Origin of the sequence: Massilia agri (assembly GCF_024753255.1) — a bacterium.
In the GTDB taxonomy this organism is placed as follows: Bacteria; Pseudomonadota; Gammaproteobacteria; order Burkholderiales; family Burkholderiaceae_D; genus Telluria; species Telluria agri.
The window spans coordinates 154,688-171,203 of the sequence record NZ_JANUHA010000001.1 but is presented as its reverse complement, the minus strand read 5'-3'; the positions used below and the strand labels follow the sequence as shown (position 1 = coordinate 171,203).

Annotated in this window: 12 protein-coding genes; 9 read left to right on the top strand and 3 right to left on the bottom strand. The window is 66.1% G+C overall.

Features of this window, described 5'->3' with window-relative positions; all coding sequences use genetic code 11:
* Window positions 1-358: 358 nt before the first annotated feature.
* From NX780_RS00800 to NX780_RS00775, 6 genes are all read left to right on the top strand, one after another.
* Window positions 359-2,065: a RecQ family ATP-dependent DNA helicase gene (locus NX780_RS00800; RefSeq protein ID WP_258825965.1), complete on the top strand. Its 1,707-nt coding sequence runs from the start codon at window positions 359-361 to the stop codon at window positions 2,063-2,065.
* Between the two features lie 16 nt (window positions 2,066-2,081).
* Complete coding sequence (locus tag NX780_RS00795; RefSeq protein ID WP_258825964.1) at window positions 2,082-3,158, top strand: ligase-associated DNA damage response exonuclease; 1,077 nt, start codon at window positions 2,082-2,084, stop codon at window positions 3,156-3,158.
* A complete protein-coding gene (locus NX780_RS00790) occupies window positions 3,151-4,785 on the top strand; it encodes an ATP-dependent DNA ligase (RefSeq protein WP_258825963.1) in 1,635 nt (544 codons plus the stop codon). Before NX780_RS00795 ends, NX780_RS00790 begins: the two co-directional genes overlap by 8 nt.
* Window positions 4,782-7,244, top strand: coding sequence for a ligase-associated DNA damage response DEXH box helicase (locus NX780_RS00785; protein ID WP_258825962.1), 2,463 nt, complete (start codon window positions 4,782-4,784; stop codon window positions 7,242-7,244). Before NX780_RS00790 ends, NX780_RS00785 begins: the two co-directional genes overlap by 4 nt.
* Window positions 7,241-7,900, top strand: coding sequence for a ligase-associated DNA damage response endonuclease PdeM (gene pdeM, locus NX780_RS00780; RefSeq protein ID WP_258825961.1), 660 nt, complete (start codon window positions 7,241-7,243; stop codon window positions 7,898-7,900). The genes NX780_RS00785 and pdeM overlap by 4 nt, the downstream gene beginning before the upstream one ends.
* Before the next feature lie 73 nt (window positions 7,901-7,973).
* The gene (locus tag NX780_RS00775) at window positions 7,974-9,053 is read left to right on the top strand and encodes a glycine zipper 2TM domain-containing protein (RefSeq protein ID WP_258825960.1); all 1,080 of its coding nucleotides are present in this window, start codon (window positions 7,974-7,976) and stop codon (window positions 9,051-9,053) included.
* A gap of 214 nt (window positions 9,054-9,267) precedes the next feature.
* Here NX780_RS00775 and NX780_RS00770 read toward each other — a convergent pair whose 3' ends face one another.
* The 3 genes from NX780_RS00770 to NX780_RS00760 form a co-directional block, all read right to left on the bottom strand.
* Entirely contained in the window at window positions 9,268-10,062 is a 795-nt protein-coding gene (locus NX780_RS00770; RefSeq protein ID WP_027866725.1) for a Crp/Fnr family transcriptional regulator, read from the bottom strand.
* Between the two features lie 410 nt (window positions 10,063-10,472).
* Complete coding sequence (locus NX780_RS00765) at window positions 10,473-11,117, bottom strand: response regulator (RefSeq protein WP_258825959.1); 645 nt, start codon at window positions 11,115-11,117, stop codon at window positions 10,473-10,475.
* A gap of 105 nt (window positions 11,118-11,222) precedes the next feature.
* Entirely contained in the window at window positions 11,223-11,690 is a 468-nt protein-coding gene (locus NX780_RS00760) for a universal stress protein (RefSeq protein ID WP_258825958.1), read from the bottom strand.
* Window positions 11,691-12,077: 387 nt separating this feature from the next.
* On the opposite strand from NX780_RS00760, the gene NX780_RS00755 reads away from it, so the two are divergent.
* From NX780_RS00755 to leuC, 3 genes are all read left to right on the top strand, one after another.
* Window positions 12,078-12,932 (top strand): protein phosphatase CheZ, encoded by an 855-nt coding sequence (locus tag NX780_RS00755; protein ID WP_258825957.1) that lies wholly within the window; start codon window positions 12,078-12,080, stop codon window positions 12,930-12,932.
* Entirely contained in the window at window positions 12,932-14,839 is a 1,908-nt protein-coding gene (locus NX780_RS00750) for a chemotaxis protein CheA (RefSeq protein ID WP_258825956.1), read from the top strand. Before NX780_RS00755 ends, NX780_RS00750 begins: the two co-directional genes overlap by 1 nt.
* 247 nt (window positions 14,840-15,086) lie before the next feature.
* Window positions 15,087-16,487, top strand: a complete 1,401-nt coding sequence (gene leuC, locus NX780_RS00745; protein WP_258825955.1) for a 3-isopropylmalate dehydratase large subunit — start codon at window positions 15,087-15,089, stop codon at window positions 16,485-16,487.
* Window positions 16,488-16,516 lie beyond the last annotated feature (29 nt).

The window sequence follows — 16,516 nt, the reverse complement described above, 5'->3', positions numbered from 1 at the left end:
GCGGGCAAATGCCTTATGATCAGTGAAACGCGACCAGCAAGGCGCCTGTCAGTGCCTCGGTCTCCAGCAGCAGCCATGTCGCCGCACTGGCCAGCGCCAGGTGGACTGCGGTCCAGGTCTTCGGATGATGGCGTGCCATGATGGAGCTCCCTGATCGATCGATTCGTAGTGGTGATGGTGCCATCTTAGGCGCTCGGCCCATCCGTAGCCATCGGCAAAAACTCCGCGAGTTTGTAGGAATAGACCTTGTGACAATGTCGCGGCGACCACCCGACACGCTTAAAGTTGAGCTCCTACGGGTCAGGTAGGTTCCGTCCTATAGTACGCCCCATGCACCGGGCATACAGTAGCCAGCATCATGACCCGACACGAACCCAAGCTCCTGCACCGCGGCCTGCTCGCCGTGCGCCGCAACACCATCCGCCGCCTGCTGCGCTCCGTCTTCGGCATCGAGCAGCTGCGCGAAGGCCAGCAACGCGTGATCGACAGCGTCCTCGACGGCAAGGACACGCTGGCCATCATGCCTACCGGCGGCGGCAAGTCGCTGTGCTACCAGATCCCCGCCAAGATGCTCGAGGGGATCACCATCGTCGTTTCTCCCCTGATCTCCCTGATGAAGGACCAGCTCGAGAAGCTGGAAGAACTCGGCATCCGCTCGGTCCAGGTCAACAGCAGCCTGAACGCCGAGGAAGAAGCTGCCGCCATCGAAGCGATCGCGAACGAAGCCTGCGAGATCGTGTTCTGCACGCCGGAGCGCCTGGTCTCGCCCGAGTTCATCGCGGTGCTCAAGCAGGTCACGCTCGACATCGTCGTCATCGACGAGGCCCACTGCATCTCGCAGTGGGGCCACGATTTCCGTCCCGCCTACATCGGCCTCTCCGCCGCCATCGACGCCCTCGGCAAACCGCCGGTGCTGGCGCTGACGGCGACCGCCACCGAGGATGTCGTCGACGATATCTCGAAGCAGCTGGGCCGCAGGATGAACGTCATCAATACGGGGATCTACCGGCCGAACCTGCACTACGGCGTGGTCCAGGTCACCAACCAGCAGGAAAAGCTGGTCCGGGCCCTGGAGCTGGTGCAGCAGACCGAGGGCGTGGGCATCGTCTATGCCGCCACCGTCAAGGTGGCCGAGGAAATGCTGGCCGTACTCGAAGAAGCCGGCGAATCGGTCACGATCTACCACGGCAAGCTCGGCGCCGCCGAGCGCAAGCTGAACCAGGACATGTTCATGAACGGCGAGCGCCGCGTGATGGTCGCGACCAATGCCTTCGGCATGGGTATCGACAAGAGCGACACCCGCTTCGTCATTCACCTGCAGATTCCGGCCAACCTGGAATCGTATTACCAGGAATCCGGCCGCGCCGGCCGCGACGGCCTGGACGCGCAGTGCACCTTGCTCTTCCTGCAGGATGACAAGCGCATCCAGCAATTCTTCCTGGTCAAGCATTACCCGGCGGCGGCCGAGCTGCAGACGGTCTACACCGTGGCACGCGAGCTGGCCGAGGAAGGGCCCTTGACCATGGCGCGCCTGGAAGAGGCCCTCGAGGAAGCGGGCGAGGCCAAGCTCAAGGTCTGCCTGAAGCTGCTCAAGGACGGCAAGCTGCTGCGCCAGAACCGCAAGCTCGAGTACCTGCCCACAAACAGGGAGCCTGACCCGGATCTGTTCGGGGAATTGGCCGAGGTCTACGTCCAGAAGGCGGAGCGCGACCGTGTGGCCCTCGACCAGATGGTAGGCTATGCGGTGAGCGGTTTCTGTCGCTGGAAGCTGCTGCTGGACTATTTTGGCGACGAAGTCGAAGGCTTCGAGAAGTGCTGCAAGTGCGACAACTGCCGCAACCCGCCGGCGGCCATGATCGAGGATATCGAGATCCGCGACGATGAGTTCGATCGCGAGCCGGCGCCAGGGCCCAGCGGTCCGCACTACGAAGTCGGCGGCCGCGCCAGGTCGCCGAAGTTCGGCGAGGGCGTGATCGTCGCCGTCGCCGGAGACCAGGTCACACTGGAATTTCCTGACCAGGATGAGCCGCGTACCTTCCTGGCCGAGTATCTAGAGCCGGCCTGAGCCGGGAAGGGACCGCATGGGAGACATGGTCGTCGTTCGCAGGGAAGGCTTGTATTGCGTACCCGGAGGGTTCTACATCGACCCGTGGCGGCCGGTCGACCGCGCGGTGATCACGCACGCCCACGGCGACCATGCCCGCTATGGCCACGGCCACTACCTGTCGGCCGCGCCGGGCGTGAATGTCCTGAAATCGCGGCTCGGCGAGATCAATGTCCAGGGCGTCGAGTATGGCGAGACCGTCGTTCACAACGGCGTGACCATCTCGCTGCACCCGGCCGGCCACGTGCTGGGCTCCGCCCAGGTCCGCATGGAGTGCGGCGGCGAGGTCTGGGTGGCCTCGGGCGACTACAAGGTCGAGCCGGATAAAACCTGCGCACCCTTCGAGCCGGTGCGCTGCGATACCTTCATCACCGAGTCCACCTTTGGACTACCGATCTACCGCTGGGACCCGGAGCAGCAGGTGATCGACGAGATGAACGCCTGGTGGCGCCGCAATGCCGAGGAGGGCCGCTGCAGCGTGGTGTTCGCCTATGCCTTCGGCAAGGCGCAGCGCATCCTGTCCCGGCTCGATCCGACCATCGCCCCCATCGTCTGCCACGGCGCGGTGGAGCCGCTCAACCGCGTCTACCGTGCGGGTGGCGTCGAGCTGCCCGATACCGTGATGGTCAGCGAGATCGAGAAAGCGGCATTGCGGCGCGCCATCGTCATCGCACCACCGTCGGCCAGCGGCTCGCCCTGGATGAAGCGCTTCGGCGACTACAGCGATTCCTTCGCCAGCGGCTGGATGCTGCTGCGCGGCGCGCGCCGGCGGCGTGGCGTGGACCGCGGCTTCGTGCTGTCCGACCACGCCGACTGGCCCGGCCTGATGAGCGCCATCAAGGCCACCGAGGCACAGAAGATCATCGTCACCCACGGTTCGATTCCGACCATGGTGCGCTGGCTGTGCCAGAACGGGCTGGATGCCAAGGGCTTCGACACCGAGTACGGCGACGAGGAAGAGGACGAGGCGCTGCCGCCTGCGGGCGCCGCGGCGTCGAAGGAAACCCACCAGGAGAAGGGGGGGGGAACTGCGGCGGGAGAGAGCGATGCGTGAATTCGCCCGCCTGTATGCGGAACTCGACGAGACCACCTCTACCACCCGCAAGCTCGACGCCCTGCAAACCTATTTTTCCAGGGCCGCGCCCGAGAACGCCGCCTGGGCCGTCTACTTCCTGGCCGGCGGCAAGCCGCGCCAGGCGGTGCCGACCAAGCTGCTGCGCCAGTACGCGATCGAATACGCGGGCCTGGACGAGTGGCTGTTCGACGAGTCCTACCACGCCGTGGGCGACATGGCCGAGACCATCGCCCACATCCTGCCCCCACCTTCGCGGCGCAGCGACGTCGGCCTGGCCGAGTGGATGGAACAACGCATCGGCCCCCTGCGCGGCGCCGACCCCGGCACCATTCGCGAGGCCCTGTACGCGGCCTGGGATGAACTCGACTGGCGAGAACGCTTCCTCTTCGTGAAACTCATCGGCGGGGGGTTTCGCGTGGGCGTCTCGCGCCTGCTCGTCACGCGCGCGCTGGCGGCTATCGCGGCGGTGGACAGCAAACTGATCGCCCAGCGCCTGATGGGCTGGACCGACAATTCGGTCCGGCCCACCGCCACCAGCTTCCTGCAGCTGATCGCCGAACAGTCGGATGAAGAGCACAAGCTGCGCGGCGGCCAGCCCTATCCCTTCTTCCTGGCCCACCAGCTGCAGGGTGAGCCAAGCGCGCTGGGCGAGGTCGACGACTGGCAGGTGGAGTGGAAGTACGACGGCATCCGCGCCCAGCTGGTGCGGCGCGGCGGCCAGAACTTCCTGTGGTCGCGCGGCGAAGACCTGATCACGGAACGCTTCCCGGAACTGGCCAACGTGCGCCTCCCGGAAGGAACGGTGCTCGATGGCGAGGTGCTGATCTGGCAGCCCGGCTGCGACGCCCCGGCGCCCTTTGCCGACCTGCAGAAGCGCATCGGCCGCAAGACGCTCGGCCCCAGGATCCTGGGCGAGCTGCCGGCCGTGCTGTGCTGCTACGACCTGCTGGAATTCGGCGGCGTCGACCTGCGCGCGCTGCCCCAGCACGAGCGCCGTGCGCTGATGGAGACGGAAGTAGCGGCCATCGACTCGTCCCAGTTGCGGCTGTCCCCGGTGATCAAGGCCGACAGCTGGGATGACCTGGCAGCCCTGCGCGCCGAGTCGCGCGAGCGTGGCGTCGAGGGCATGATGCTGAAAGCACGCTCCGCCCAGTACGGCGTGGGCCGCACCAAGGACGTCGGCACCTGGTGGAAGTGGAAGATCGATCCCTATACGGTGGACGCGGTGCTGATCTACGCCCAGGCCGGCAGCGGACGGCGCGCCTCCCTGTACACCGACTACACCTTCGCGGTGTGGGACGGGGCAGGAGACGAGCGCCGCCTGGTGCCCTTCGCCAAAGCCTATTCGGGCCTGACCGACGCCGAGATCGCGCAAGTGGACAATGCCGTGCGCAAGACCACGATCGAGAAGTTCGGGCCGGTGCGATCCGTCAAACCGACCATGGTGTTCGAGATCGGCTTCGAAGGCATCGCCCTGTCGACCCGCCACAAGGCCGGCATTGCCGTGCGCTTCCCGCGCATCCTGCGGCGGCGCTTCGACAAGCCGGTCGAGGAGGCGGATACCCTGGATACCCTGAAAGGCCTGCTGGCCGCGGCAAGTCCATGAGCAAGAATCCCGTCACCGAACGCATCGACGCCTGGCTTGCGGCGAAAGGCTGGACCGCGTTTCCTTTCCAGCGCAATGTGTGGAAGGCGGCCCTCAAAGGCCAGTCCGGCCTGCTGCATGCGAATACCGGCGCCGGCAAGACCTTCGCCGTCTGGTTCGCGGCGCTGCAGCGCGCGGGCCTCAAGACCGGGCGCCATACCGCCGGCCTGCGCGTGCTGTGGATCACGCCGATGCGGGCGCTTGCCGCGGATACCACGCGGGCGCTGGAGGAGTCGGCCGCCGAGCTGATGCCCGAGTGGGAGATCGGCGCCCGCACCGGCGACACCAGCTCGGCCGAGCGCGCGCGCCAGACCCGCAAGATGCCGGCGACCCTGGTCACCACGCCGGAAAGCCTGTCTTTGATGCTGAGCCACGCCCAGGCTGCGGAGCAGTTCAGGCACCTCGACATGATCGTCATCGACGAGTGGCATGAACTGATGGGCAGCAAGCGGGGCGTGCAGGTGCAGCTGGCGCTGGCGAGATTGCGCCACTGGCGTCCCGAGCTCTTGATCTGGGGCGTGTCGGCGACCATGGGCAACCTGGATCTTGCGCGCCAGGTGCTGCTGGGCGGTGACGAGGGCGTGTTGGTCGAGGGAGATTTGCGCAAGCAGATCTTGGTCGATTGCCTGATTCCGGAGAACGTGGCGCGCTTCCCCTGGGGTGGCCACATGGGCCTGCAGATGCTGGGGCCCGTCATCAAGGAAATCGAGCATTACGACGCGACCCTGGTGTTCACGAACACCCGCGCCCAGTCCGAGATCTGGTACCAGAACATTCTCGACGAACGTCCGGACTGGGCCGGTGTGATCGCCCTGCACCACGGCTCGCTCGACCGCGAGGTGCGCGAGTGGGTCGAGATGGGGCTCAAGAAGGGCGAACTGAAAGCGGTGATCTGCACGGCCAGCCTGGACCTGGGCGTGGACTTCCTGCCCGTCGAGCGCGTGCTGCAGATCGGCAGCGCCAAGGGCATTGCGCGCCTGCTGCAGCGGGCCGGCCGCAGCGGCCACGCGCCGGGGCGGGTCTCGCGCGTGACCCTGGTGCCGACCAACAGCCTTGAACTGCTGGAAGCGGCCGGTGCGAAGAAGGCGGTGGCGGCGCGCCGCATCGAAGGGCGCTACGTACCCAACAAACCGTTTGATGTGCTGGTGCAGCACCTGGTGACGGTGGCGCTGGGCGGCGGCTTCGTTTCAAGCGAGCTGTATGAAGAAGTGAAGCGCGCCTGGTCTTATCGGAACCTGAACGAGGAAGAGTGGCAGTGGGCGCTGGATTTCGTCGCGCGCGGCGGCCAGAGCCTGCTGGCCTACCCGGAGTACCGCCGCGTGCTGCCGGACGAGGAGGGCGTCTACCGTGTGCCGGATACGGCGATCGGCCGCCGCCACCGCATGGGCATCGGCACCATCGTGTCCGACTCGACCATCTCGGTAAAGTACATGAGCGGCGGCCGCATCGGCAGCGTCGAGGAATCCTTCATCTCGCGCATGAAGCCGGGCGACCACTTCCTCTTCGGCGGGCGCATCCTGGAATTCGTGCGCGTGCACGAGATGACGGCCTTCGTGAAACGCGCGACCAGCAACCGCGGCGCCATCGCGCGCTGGGGCGGAGCGAAGATGCCGATGTCTTCCGAGTTGGCGCACGCGGCGCTGGAAGAACTGCGGCTGGCTTCCCAGGGCATCTACGACAGCCCCGAGATGCAGGCTCTGCGGCCGCTGATCGAGATCCAGTGCCGCTGGTCCGCCCTGCCCACCAGCGAAACCCTGGTCCTGGAAAGCATGAAGAGTCGCGAAGGCTGGCACCTCTTCGTGTTCGCCTTCGCCGGGCGCTCGGTGCACACGGGCCTGGCGTCGCTGTTCGCCTACCGGATCGGTCGCATGCAGCCCTCGACCTTCTCGATCGCCGTGAACGACTACGGCTTTGAATTACTCACACCGGAGCCGGTCGACTGGGCGCGCATATTCGATGCCGAGACGGGCGCGGACGTGGACCTGTTCACTACTGACTGCCTGCTGGAGGACGTGCTGGGCAGCCTGAACGCGACCCAGCTCTCGCAGCAGCGCTTCCGCGAAGTGGCGCGCATTGCCGGCCTGGTCTTCCAGGGTTATCCCGGCCAGCCGAAGTCGAACCGGCAGCTGCAGGCTTCCTCGTCCCTGTTCTTCGAAGTCTTCCGCAAGCACGACAGCGGCAACCTGCTGCTCACGCAGGCCCAGCGCGAAGTGCTGGAGCAGGAACTGGAACTCACGCGCCTGCGCGAGACCTTGGACGAACTGCATGGACGCCGCGTCGCCTTCCGCGAAGTCAAGCGCGCCACGCCCTTCGGCTTCGCGCTGATGGTGGAGCGCTTCCGCGAGAAGGTCAGTACCGAGAAGCTGTCGGACCGGGTGGCGCGCATGGTGCGCGAACTGGAGAAGGCGGCGGCTGCATGATGCACACGACGAGCGTGGCGGCGCGGGTGGCCGGCGAAACGGTGCTGCTGCTGCCGGAGAAGGCACTGTACTGGCCGGCGGAGAAGATGCTGATCGTGGCCGACATCCACTTCGGAAAAGCTGCCGCCTTCCGGGCGCTGGGCGTGCCGGTGCCGCGCGGGACCACGACCGAGAACCTGACGGGGCTCGACGCCCTCGTCGACGCGCATGGGGCGCAGCACATCGTCTTCCTCGGCGACTTCCTGCATGCGCGCGCGGCCCACGCCAGCGCCACCCAGCAGGCGATGCTGGCCTGGCGCGCGCGCAGGAGCAGCCTGCGCCTGACCCTCGTGCGTGGCAACCACGACCGCCACGCAGGCGACCCGGCGGCGCAACTGGGAATCGAACTGGTGGACGAACCGCACCAGGTCGGTCCCTTCGCCTTCTGCCACCATCCGGATCTCGACACGCCGGGCTATGCGCTGGCCGGCCACATCCATCCCGTCTACGTGCTGGCGACCCGCTTCGACGCGCTGCGCCTGCCGTGCTTCGTGGTGGGCAGCGAGCGCATGATCCTGCCTTCCTTCGGTTCCTTCACGGGCGGCCACGCGATCCGGCCGGAGCCGGGCGACACGATCTACGTGAGCTCCGGCGACGCCGTCCACTGCGTACGTTAGCGTACTGACTTCCCATGTGCTGAGGCGTAAGTTCTAGTAGGACAGAACGTCAATCGCTCATGGAGGAATAGCCATGCTTTTCCGCACCTTTTTACATGCCGCTTTTGCCGCCATGCTGGCCTTCGGCCCGGCTGTCCTTGGCGGCGCCCAGGCGCAGGCCTACCAGGGGGGCCGCAACTATGCCCCGGTGATCAATGGATTCAATGTGGAAGAGGTGCGCCGCCTGAACCCGGGTGTCGAGCTGCACTTCGACCTCTACGGCAGCCCCGGCGGCGTGGCCACGCTGCGCATCGACGGCGCGACCCGTAACCTGAACCTGACCGAGGTCGAGCCCGGCCAGTACACCGGCACCTACACCATCGGCACCCATGACCGCATCCGTCCGGAGAGCGGCGTGACCGCCAACCTGCGACTGGGCAACCAGGTGGCTACCAGCCTGCTGAGCGAATCGCTGCTGCAGCCGAACGCCCCGCGCAGCCAGCGCGGCCAGCTGGCCTCGCAGCCGCGCGTGGAACGCTTCGACGTGCAGGGCAGCCCGGACCTAAGCCCGGGCAACGAGCTGCGCTTTACCGTCTTCGGCACGCCGGGCGCCCGCGTCGAAGTGGCCATCGCCGGCGCGCGCGGCGTGTTCTTCCTGCCGGAAGTGCGTCCGGGCGAATACGACGCCATCTATACGATCCGCAACACCGACCGCATCACCTCCGGCAGCCGCGTGACCGCGACCATCCGCGCCGACGGTCGCTACGCCACCACCGTGCTCGGCCGTCCGCTGCTCAGCGGCGGAAGGGTCAGCGAGCCGCGCCAGGCGCGCTACTGCAGCAACTGCGCCGTGGTGGAAGCGGTGAACGTGATCGAAGTGTCGGGTAATGGCAACTACCTGGGCACGGCCGGCGGCGCCGTGGTGGGTGGTCTGCTGGGCAGCCAGGTCGGCAGCGGCAGCGGCCGTACCGCGGCGACCGTGGCTGGCGCCGTGGCGGGAGGTCTGGCAGGACGCAATATCCAGCGCAATATGAACAAGGAACAGCGCTTCGAGGTGGTGGTGCGGTATTCGACCAGCGGCGCGACGCAGACGCTGCAGTACGACAATGACCCCGGCGTGCGCCAGGGGGATCGTGTGCGCGTCAGCAACGGTGTCCTGACCCGTGACCAGTAGGGGTGATTCAGTCCTGTGGACTGAATCACGCTCCGCCGAACGCGCGTTCAAACTTCAGTAGCATCTACGCGAATTGCGTCTCTGAGCAGCGGTGAGTTGAACGCGCGGTCGGCAGAGCCGACCACCCTATGTATAGATAGTACCCGCAGTGTTCACAAAGAAAAGGCCGGCGTCCGTGAGGAACGCCGGCCTTCTTGTTTAGTCGAGGACGCCGTCAGGCCGTTGCCAACACCTGATCGTCACCCGGCTGCTCCGACTCCGCCTTCTGCTTCGCTCCGCCCTTGGTCCGCGAGCGCGAGGGCGGCAGGCGGCGCAGGGTCTTGAGCGCTTCGGCGTCCTTGATGCCGATGGTGCGCTGGTCGACGGTGATCAGGCCGATCTCGTTGAAGGCCGACAGCGTGCGGCTGACGGTCTCGAGCGTGAGGCCGAGGTAGCTGCCGATCTCGTGGCGCGTCATGCGCAGGTTGAACAGCTTGCTCGAGTAACCCATGGCGGCAAAGCGGTCGGCCAGGGAGACCAGGAAGCGGGCGACTCTCGCTTCGGCGGACAAGGCGCCGAGCATGCCGATCATGGTCTGCTCGCGCACCAGCTCGCGGCTCATGACGCCGTACATCATGTTTTCGAGCTCGGCGTGGACGCGGCCGAGGGCGGTGAGTTTCTTGAACGGCAGCAGGATCAGGTCGCAGTCGGAAAGGGCGACGGCTTCCGAGGCGTAGTGGCGGGTGTGGATGCCGTCCACGCCCAGCATGTCGCCCTTCATCGGGAAGCTCAGCACCTGCTCGTTGCCGAATTCGTCGATCAGCACGGTCTTCAGGAAGCCCGAGTTGACGATATATAAAGTGTCGAAGGCCTGGCCGATGGTGTGGACGCGCTGGCCGGTCTTGAACTGCACGTGCTGGAACAGCAGTTCTTCCGACGTGACCGAGACGCTGGCGGGAATGCGCAGCAGGTCGCACACTTCCTTGAGGTTGGACCAGAGGCGTCCCTGGCGTTGGCGGCCGGCTTCCATGGGCGAGTGCAGGGTCGGCTGGGTGACGTTGCGTTGTTCTGTTGGCTGGGACTGCATGCTCATCTCCAGTGAAAGACTCATGGTTTGGGCGGCGACCACGGGGCGAAGCTTGCTACCGGCTCGGTGGAGGCGGACCCCGCTGGCGGCTGGCTCACGCTGGGACTTGGATCGCAAGCAAGTCGAAACGGTGAATTCAGTATGCCAACACGAGTCCGGCACGAATATCAGCTATTGCTGAATATGTAGGTAGGACGGTTGCTAGGCTTGTAGGAATTCTCCGACTGCCAGCCTTGGCGACAGAGGGAAAACCCGGTGGATGGCATTGCAGCCTGGCGCCTGGAGGGGGCAGGGCGGGAGGGAAACAGCGTGGCGCGGGCCGCACCAAGGGCGGGCCCGCGTGTCTAATTCGATTAGGCCTTCATTGGCGACAGCAGCCGGTGCGCGACCGCGTACTGCACCATTTCCGACAGCGAAGTCATGCCCATCTTCTGCATGATGCGCGTCTTGTGGGTGCTGACGGTCTTGACGGACAAATGCAGGCCGTTGGCGATCTCGGTGATCGACTTCCCACTGACGAGTAGCGAAAACACCTCGAATTCCCGGTCAGACAATTGCTTGTGCAGCAACTGTTCGTTCGGCGCCATGATGTTCAGCGCCAGCTGCTCGGCCACTTCGGTACTGATATAAGGGCGGCCGGAGGCTACCTTGCGGATTGCGCCCACCAGCTGGGTGCCCGCGCTTTCCTTGGTGAGATAACCCTGGGCGCCGGCGCGGATGGCGCGCACCGCGTATTGTTCTTCCTCATGCATGGTGAGGATCAGGATGGCGAGCTTGGGCGCCTCGCTGCGCACCTGGCGGATCAGGTCCACCCCGCTGCGGCCCGGCATGGACAGGTCGAGCAGCAGCAGGTCGAAGCCGCCCTGGCGCACCTGGGCCAGCACTTCAAAGCCATTGGTCGCTTCGCCGGCGATGTCGATGTCCGGCGCACCGTCGAGGATGCGCTTGAGGCCCTCGCGCATGATCGTGTGGTCGTCGGCAATAACAATGCGAATCATGAATCTTCCTTCAGTGAAGCGACGCTGACCGGTTCAGGCTAACACAGGTTCGCGCGGTCATTTGTCGTTCTTTCTTCACGGCCGCCCCGCAAGGCAGGCTGTGGATCAGCTAGCCACCGGCTCGCTGATCAGGCGGTGCACCAGCACCGGCTTGGTGGTGTGGGACAGCACCTTGTTGGTCACGCTGCCCAGCAGCAGTTGGCCCCAGCCGCTGCGTCCGTGCGAGCCCATGAAGATCAGGTCGCAGCCTTCCTGCTCGGCCACGTCGACGATCTTGAGGGCGGCGGTGTCGGAAAACGCCGTCATGCATTCGTGCTTGAGACCGGCCGCGCCGCAGGAGCGCATGATCTTGCCCATGTATTCCTCGCCCAGGCGGCGCATCTGCGCGATGTACTCCTCTTCGCTCGGATAGGAGGGCGGGATGATCTCCACGTACACGGGATACTGGTAATCGGGCGCGACGAACAGGGCCAGCACCTCGGCGCCCATCTGTTGCGCGAATTTGACGCCGGCGCAGGCCGTATGCTGCGACACGGCCGAGCCGTCGGTGGTGATCAGGATTTTGCGGTACATATTGACTCCTCCAATGGCCACGCCATTCTGAAGCGTCCTGGACGCGGCGGCGATTGCGAGAACGCAAACTGTTGAGCTCGATCAAACTTCAGGCTGCTGTTCCGGGGCCCGTGAACACCGCTGCGGCAGCCAGGACGTTACGAAAAACAACACCTCCCTTGTGTAAATATTCAGGAACTGCACGTTTTAATTGTCGCGGAATTAAGTTTCGCTGTCCATTTCGTTGCGTCGCCGTCGCCGACATTTACCTAGGGCAACCACGCTGCTACACTCGCATGCAGACTCTTACCATCATTGATCGTGCCCGCGCGGCGCGGAGGTGGGCGCAGTACCGACCGAATTGCAAACGCTCATTGCGAACTTATACATCATGGAGAAGCAGGGATTATGACCGACGCCGCTGACGATTTCGACGCACTATTCGAGGAAGTGGCGGCGCAGCGCACCAGCGCCCCCGCCGCACCGGCGCCCGCACCGGAGCCGGTGGCCGCGGCCGCCGATGAAGACGACCTCGAGTCGCTGTTCGACCAGGTGTCGGCGAGCGCCGCGCCTGCCGTGGCCGCGGCTCCCGCCGTTGCCGCAGTCGCGGCCGTGGCGCCGGCCGCCGCCGCACACGCCGCCGGTGAAGGCGAGCAGGGCATGTTCGAACGCCTGGGCGGCATCGTCCGCCTGCTGCACGATTCGCTGCGCGAACTGGGCTACGACAAGGCGCTGACCGAAGCCTCCTCGGCCATCGTGGACGCCCAGGACCGCCTGGAATACGTCGCCACCCTGACCGAACAGGCCGCCAACAAGGTGCTGAACACCCTGGATGACGGCATGCCGGCCCAGGACCTGCTGTCGAAGCAGGCCAAGGACATGGAAAACCGCTGGGCCGACCTGTTCTCGGGCAAGCTCAGCCTGGACGAGTTCAAGGCCCTGGCCGGCGACTCGCGCCAGTTCGCCGCCACCGTCAACGAAGCGACCGAAGCCGAGAAGGCGCGCCTGCTCGAGATCATGATGGCGCAGGACTTCCAGGACATCACCGGCCAGCTGATCAAGAAAGTGGTGAAGATCACCCAGACGGTCGAGCAGGAACTGGCCCAGCTGCTGCGCGACCACGCGCCGGCTGACCTGAAAGAGAAGCTCGCGAAGAAAGAAGCTCCGCCGGCGGCGGCCCCGCTGATGCAGGGCCCCTCGGTGCCGGATACGGCGCTGAACCAGGACAACGTTGACGACCTTCTCGCCGATCTGGGATTCTAATGGACGATATGCTCAAGGACTTCGTCGTCGAGGCGATGGACCTTGCGGTAAATGTTGAAGAACATTTGCTGCGCCTCGAACGCGATCCGGACAACAAGGAAACGCTGAATGCGGTGTTCCGGTCCTTCCACACCATCAAGGGCGGCGCCGGCTTCATGGGCCTGCCCGCGCTGGTCGCGGCCTGCCACCTGACCGAGAACCTGTTCGACGCCCTGCGCACGGGCCAGGCGCCGGTGACCCCGCTGGCGATCGAAGCCGCGCTGGAAGCCTCGGGCTTCGTGGCCGACCAGCTCAATGACCTGAACAACGGCACCCCGCCGGAAGGCCTGGCGCAGATGCCGGCGGAACTCGAGCGCATCCTGACGGACGCGATCGAAGGCAAGGGCGCGCCGAGCGTCCCGGCTGCCGCGCCGGCCGCCGCAGCCGCGCCGGCACCGGCCGCCGCCGCGCCGCTTGCCGCCGCGCCGGTCGCAGCAAGCCCCGCAGTCGGCGACGATGGCCTGGACTGGGTCGGCATGTACAACGCCGTGGTGCCGGAAAGCGCCGCGATCGCGGCTGGCCCGGCAGCCGCAGCGCCGGCGCCGGTCGCCGCGGCTGCCGCCGCGCCCTCGGCGCCCGCCGCGCAGGCCGAGGGCGCCCCGGCGGCCAAGGCCTCGGGCTGGGATGGCGTGGAACGCCGCTCCAACGACAAGGTCGCCGATGCGCGCGCCGCCGCCGCGCCTGCGAAAGACGAAAGCATCCGTATCGATGCGGTCAAGCTGGACGCGCTGCTGGAAGTGGCGGGCGAGTCGGTGCAGGCCGCCAACCAGGCCGCCGTGCTGCTCGAGCGCCTGCAGCAGTTCAAGTTCGAAGGTCCCGCCGCCGCCCTGATGGCGACGCTGACCGAGACCCTGGAACGCGCCTCGCGCTACTCGGCCGAACTGCAGCGCGCCACGCTGGCGACTCGCATGCAGCCGGTGGGCCGCCTGTTCCAGAAATTCCCGCGCCTGGTGCGCGAGCTGGCCAAGGACCTCGGCAAGGACGTCGAGCTGACCATCGAAGGCGCCGAGACCGAGGTCGACCGCGTCGTGGTGGACAGCCTCTACGACCCGCTGGTGCACATGCTGCGTAACGCGCTCGACCACGGCGTCGAGTCGCCGGAAGAGCGCGTCGCCGCCGGCAAGCCGGCCAAGGCCTTCATCCTGCTCAAAGCATGGCAGGAGGCGAACAGCGTCATGATCGTGCTGCAGGACGACGGCAAGGGCATGGACCCGGTCAAGCTGCGCCGCAAGGCGATCGACAAGGGCCTGATCGGCGAGAACGGCGCCCCGAACGACGACGACGCCTACCAGCTGGTGTTCCTGCCGGGCTTCTCGACCAAGGAAGTGGCTTCCTCGGTCTCGGGCCGCGGCGTGGGCATGGACGTGGTCAAGACGGCGGTGGAAAAGAACCGCGGCGCGATCCGCATCGATTCCTCGCTCGGCCACGGCACCAAGTTCGCGATCCGCCTGCCGATCGAGCTGTCGATCGTGCCGACCATGCTGGTGTCGACCTCGAACGCTTCGCTGGCGCTGCCGATGGCCGTCGTCGAGCGCGTGGTCGAGCTGCCGGAAGAGTTTTCCTGCGTGGGCGGCGCCCCGGTGCTGAAGGACCAGGGACGCCCGCTGCCGGTGCGTTCGCTGGCCCTGGCGCTGGGCTACGAAGCCTGCTCGGAACGCGTCGGCATCGTCATCAACGCCCCGCAGCCCTACATCCTGGCGGTGGCGGCGGTCGATGGCACGGCCGACCTGGTGATCAAGCCGATGACGGCCCTGTCCGTCGAGGGCATCACCGGTACCGCGCGTTCCGCCGAGGGTGAACTGGTGCTGGTGGTCGGCCTGTCCTTCCTGATGGACGGCTGCCGCAGCAACGTGCGACTCGCCGCCTGAGATGTCTTGACGCGATGCGGCATGCGAATGCCGCGCCGCCATGTCATAAAAACGCATACAAAAGCCTGAGCTTTCCAGCTCAGGCTTTTTTTATTTGCATTGGTAGTTGTCTATGCAAATTAAATTTGCATGAAATTGCACTCATTGGCAGAAAAATGCGCCGCCCCCTCTTGGTGCGGCACTGCACAATTATGGCATAATCAAAAACCGACCTCGCATATGGCGAGGCGCGTTCACTGGATAGACCATGCAAAAAACGCTCTACGACAAACTCTGGGATTCCCATGTCGTGCGTGCCGACGCCGATGGCACCACCGTCCTCTACATCGACCGCCACCTGGTGCACGAAGTCACCAGCCCGCAAGCCTTCGACGGGCTACGCGAGGCCGGCCGCGGCCTATGGAGGACCTCGGCGAACCTGGCCGTGGCCGACCACAACGTGCCGACCACCGACCGCGCCCACGGCATCGCCGACCCAACCTCGCGCCTGCAGGTCGAGACGCTGGACGCCAATGCGAAGGGTTTCGGGCTGACCTATTTCGACATGAACGACAAGCGCCAGGGCATCGTCCACGTGATCGGGCCGGAGCAGGGCGCGACCCTGCCGGGCATGACGGTGGTCTGCGGCGACTCGCATACCTCCACCCACGGCGCCTTCGGCTGCCTGGCGCACGGCATCGGCACCTCGGAAGTCGAGCACGTGTTGGCCACGCAGACCCTGCTGGCCAAGAAATCGAAATCGATGCTGGTGCAGGTCGAGGGCGAGCTGCCGCCGGGCGTGACCGCCAAGGACATCGTGCTGGCGGTGATCGGCAAGATCGGCACCGCGGGCGGCACCGGCTACGCCATCGAATTCGGTGGCTCGACCATCCGCGCGCTGTCGATGGAAGGCCGCATGACGGTCTGCAACATGGCGATCGAAGCGGGCGCGCGCGCCGGCATGGTCGCGGTGGACGACACCACCATCGACTACGTGAAGGGCCGTCCCTTCTCGCCCAAGGGCGAGCAGTGGGAGCAGGCGGTCGCCTACTGGCGCACGCTGCACTCGGACGAGGGCGCTACCTTCGACACCGTCGTCAAGCTCGACGCGTCGGAGATCCGCCCGCAAGTCACCTGGGGCACCTCGCCCGAGATGGTGACCTCGGTGGACGGCCGCGTGCCGGACCCGCAAGAGGAAAGCGATAGCGTGCGCCGCGGCGCCATCGAGAAGGCGCTGGCCTATATGGACCTTGCCCCCAACACCCCGATCGAGCAGATCCGGATCGACAAGGTCTTCATCGGCTCCTGCACCAATTCGCGCATCGAGGACCTGCGCGCCGCCGCGGAAGTCGTGCGCGGCCGCCAGCGTGCGCCGAACGTCAAGCTGGCGATGGTGGTGCCGGGTTCCGGGCTGGTGAAGGAACAGGCCGAACGCGAAGGCCTCGATCGCATCTTCAAGGACGCCGGCTTCGAATGGCGCGAACCGGGCTGCTCGATGTGCCTGGCCATGAACGCCGACCGCCTGGAACCGGGCGAGCGCTGCGCCTCGACCTCGAACCGCAACTTCGAGGGACGCCAGGGGCAGGGCGGCCGCACCCACCTGGTGTCGCCCGCGATGGCGGCGGCGGCGGGCATCGCAGGCCGCTTTGTCGACGTGCGCGCGCTTTGAAACGTTATCAGCATCCCGACACACCGAAA

Bases quoted from the DNA above. Each gene is read 5' to 3' on its own strand.
- NX780_RS00770 (WP_027866725.1), bottom strand. From the start codon at position 10,062: ATGGAAGCCGGCCGCCAACGCCAGGGACGCCTCTGGTCCAACCTCAAG.
- NX780_RS00750 (WP_258825956.1), top strand. From the start codon at position 12,932: ATGGACGATATGCTCAAGGACTTCGTCGTCGAGGCGATGGACCTTGCG.
- NX780_RS00765 (WP_258825959.1), bottom strand. From the start codon at position 11,117: ATGATTCGCATTGTTATTGCCGACGACCACACGATCATGCGCGAGGGC.
- NX780_RS00790 (WP_258825963.1), top strand. From the start codon at position 3,151: ATGCGTGAATTCGCCCGCCTGTATGCGGAACTCGACGAGACCACCTCT.
- NX780_RS00795 (WP_258825964.1), top strand. From the start codon at position 2,082: ATGGGAGACATGGTCGTCGTTCGCAGGGAAGGCTTGTATTGCGTACCC.
- NX780_RS00785 (WP_258825962.1), top strand. From the start codon at position 4,782: ATGAGCAAGAATCCCGTCACCGAACGCATCGACGCCTGGCTTGCGGCG.
- NX780_RS00760 (WP_258825958.1), bottom strand. From the start codon at position 11,690: ATGTACCGCAAAATCCTGATCACCACCGACGGCTCGGCCGTGTCGCAG.
- pdeM (WP_258825961.1), top strand. From the start codon at position 7,241: ATGATGCACACGACGAGCGTGGCGGCGCGGGTGGCCGGCGAAACGGTG.
- NX780_RS00755 (WP_258825957.1), top strand. From the start codon at position 12,078: ATGACCGACGCCGCTGACGATTTCGACGCACTATTCGAGGAAGTGGCG.
- leuC (WP_258825955.1), top strand. From the start codon at position 15,087: ATGCAAAAAACGCTCTACGACAAACTCTGGGATTCCCATGTCGTGCGT.
- NX780_RS00800 (WP_258825965.1), top strand. From the start codon at position 359: ATGACCCGACACGAACCCAAGCTCCTGCACCGCGGCCTGCTCGCCGTG.
- NX780_RS00775 (WP_258825960.1), top strand. From the start codon at position 7,974: ATGCTTTTCCGCACCTTTTTACATGCCGCTTTTGCCGCCATGCTGGCC.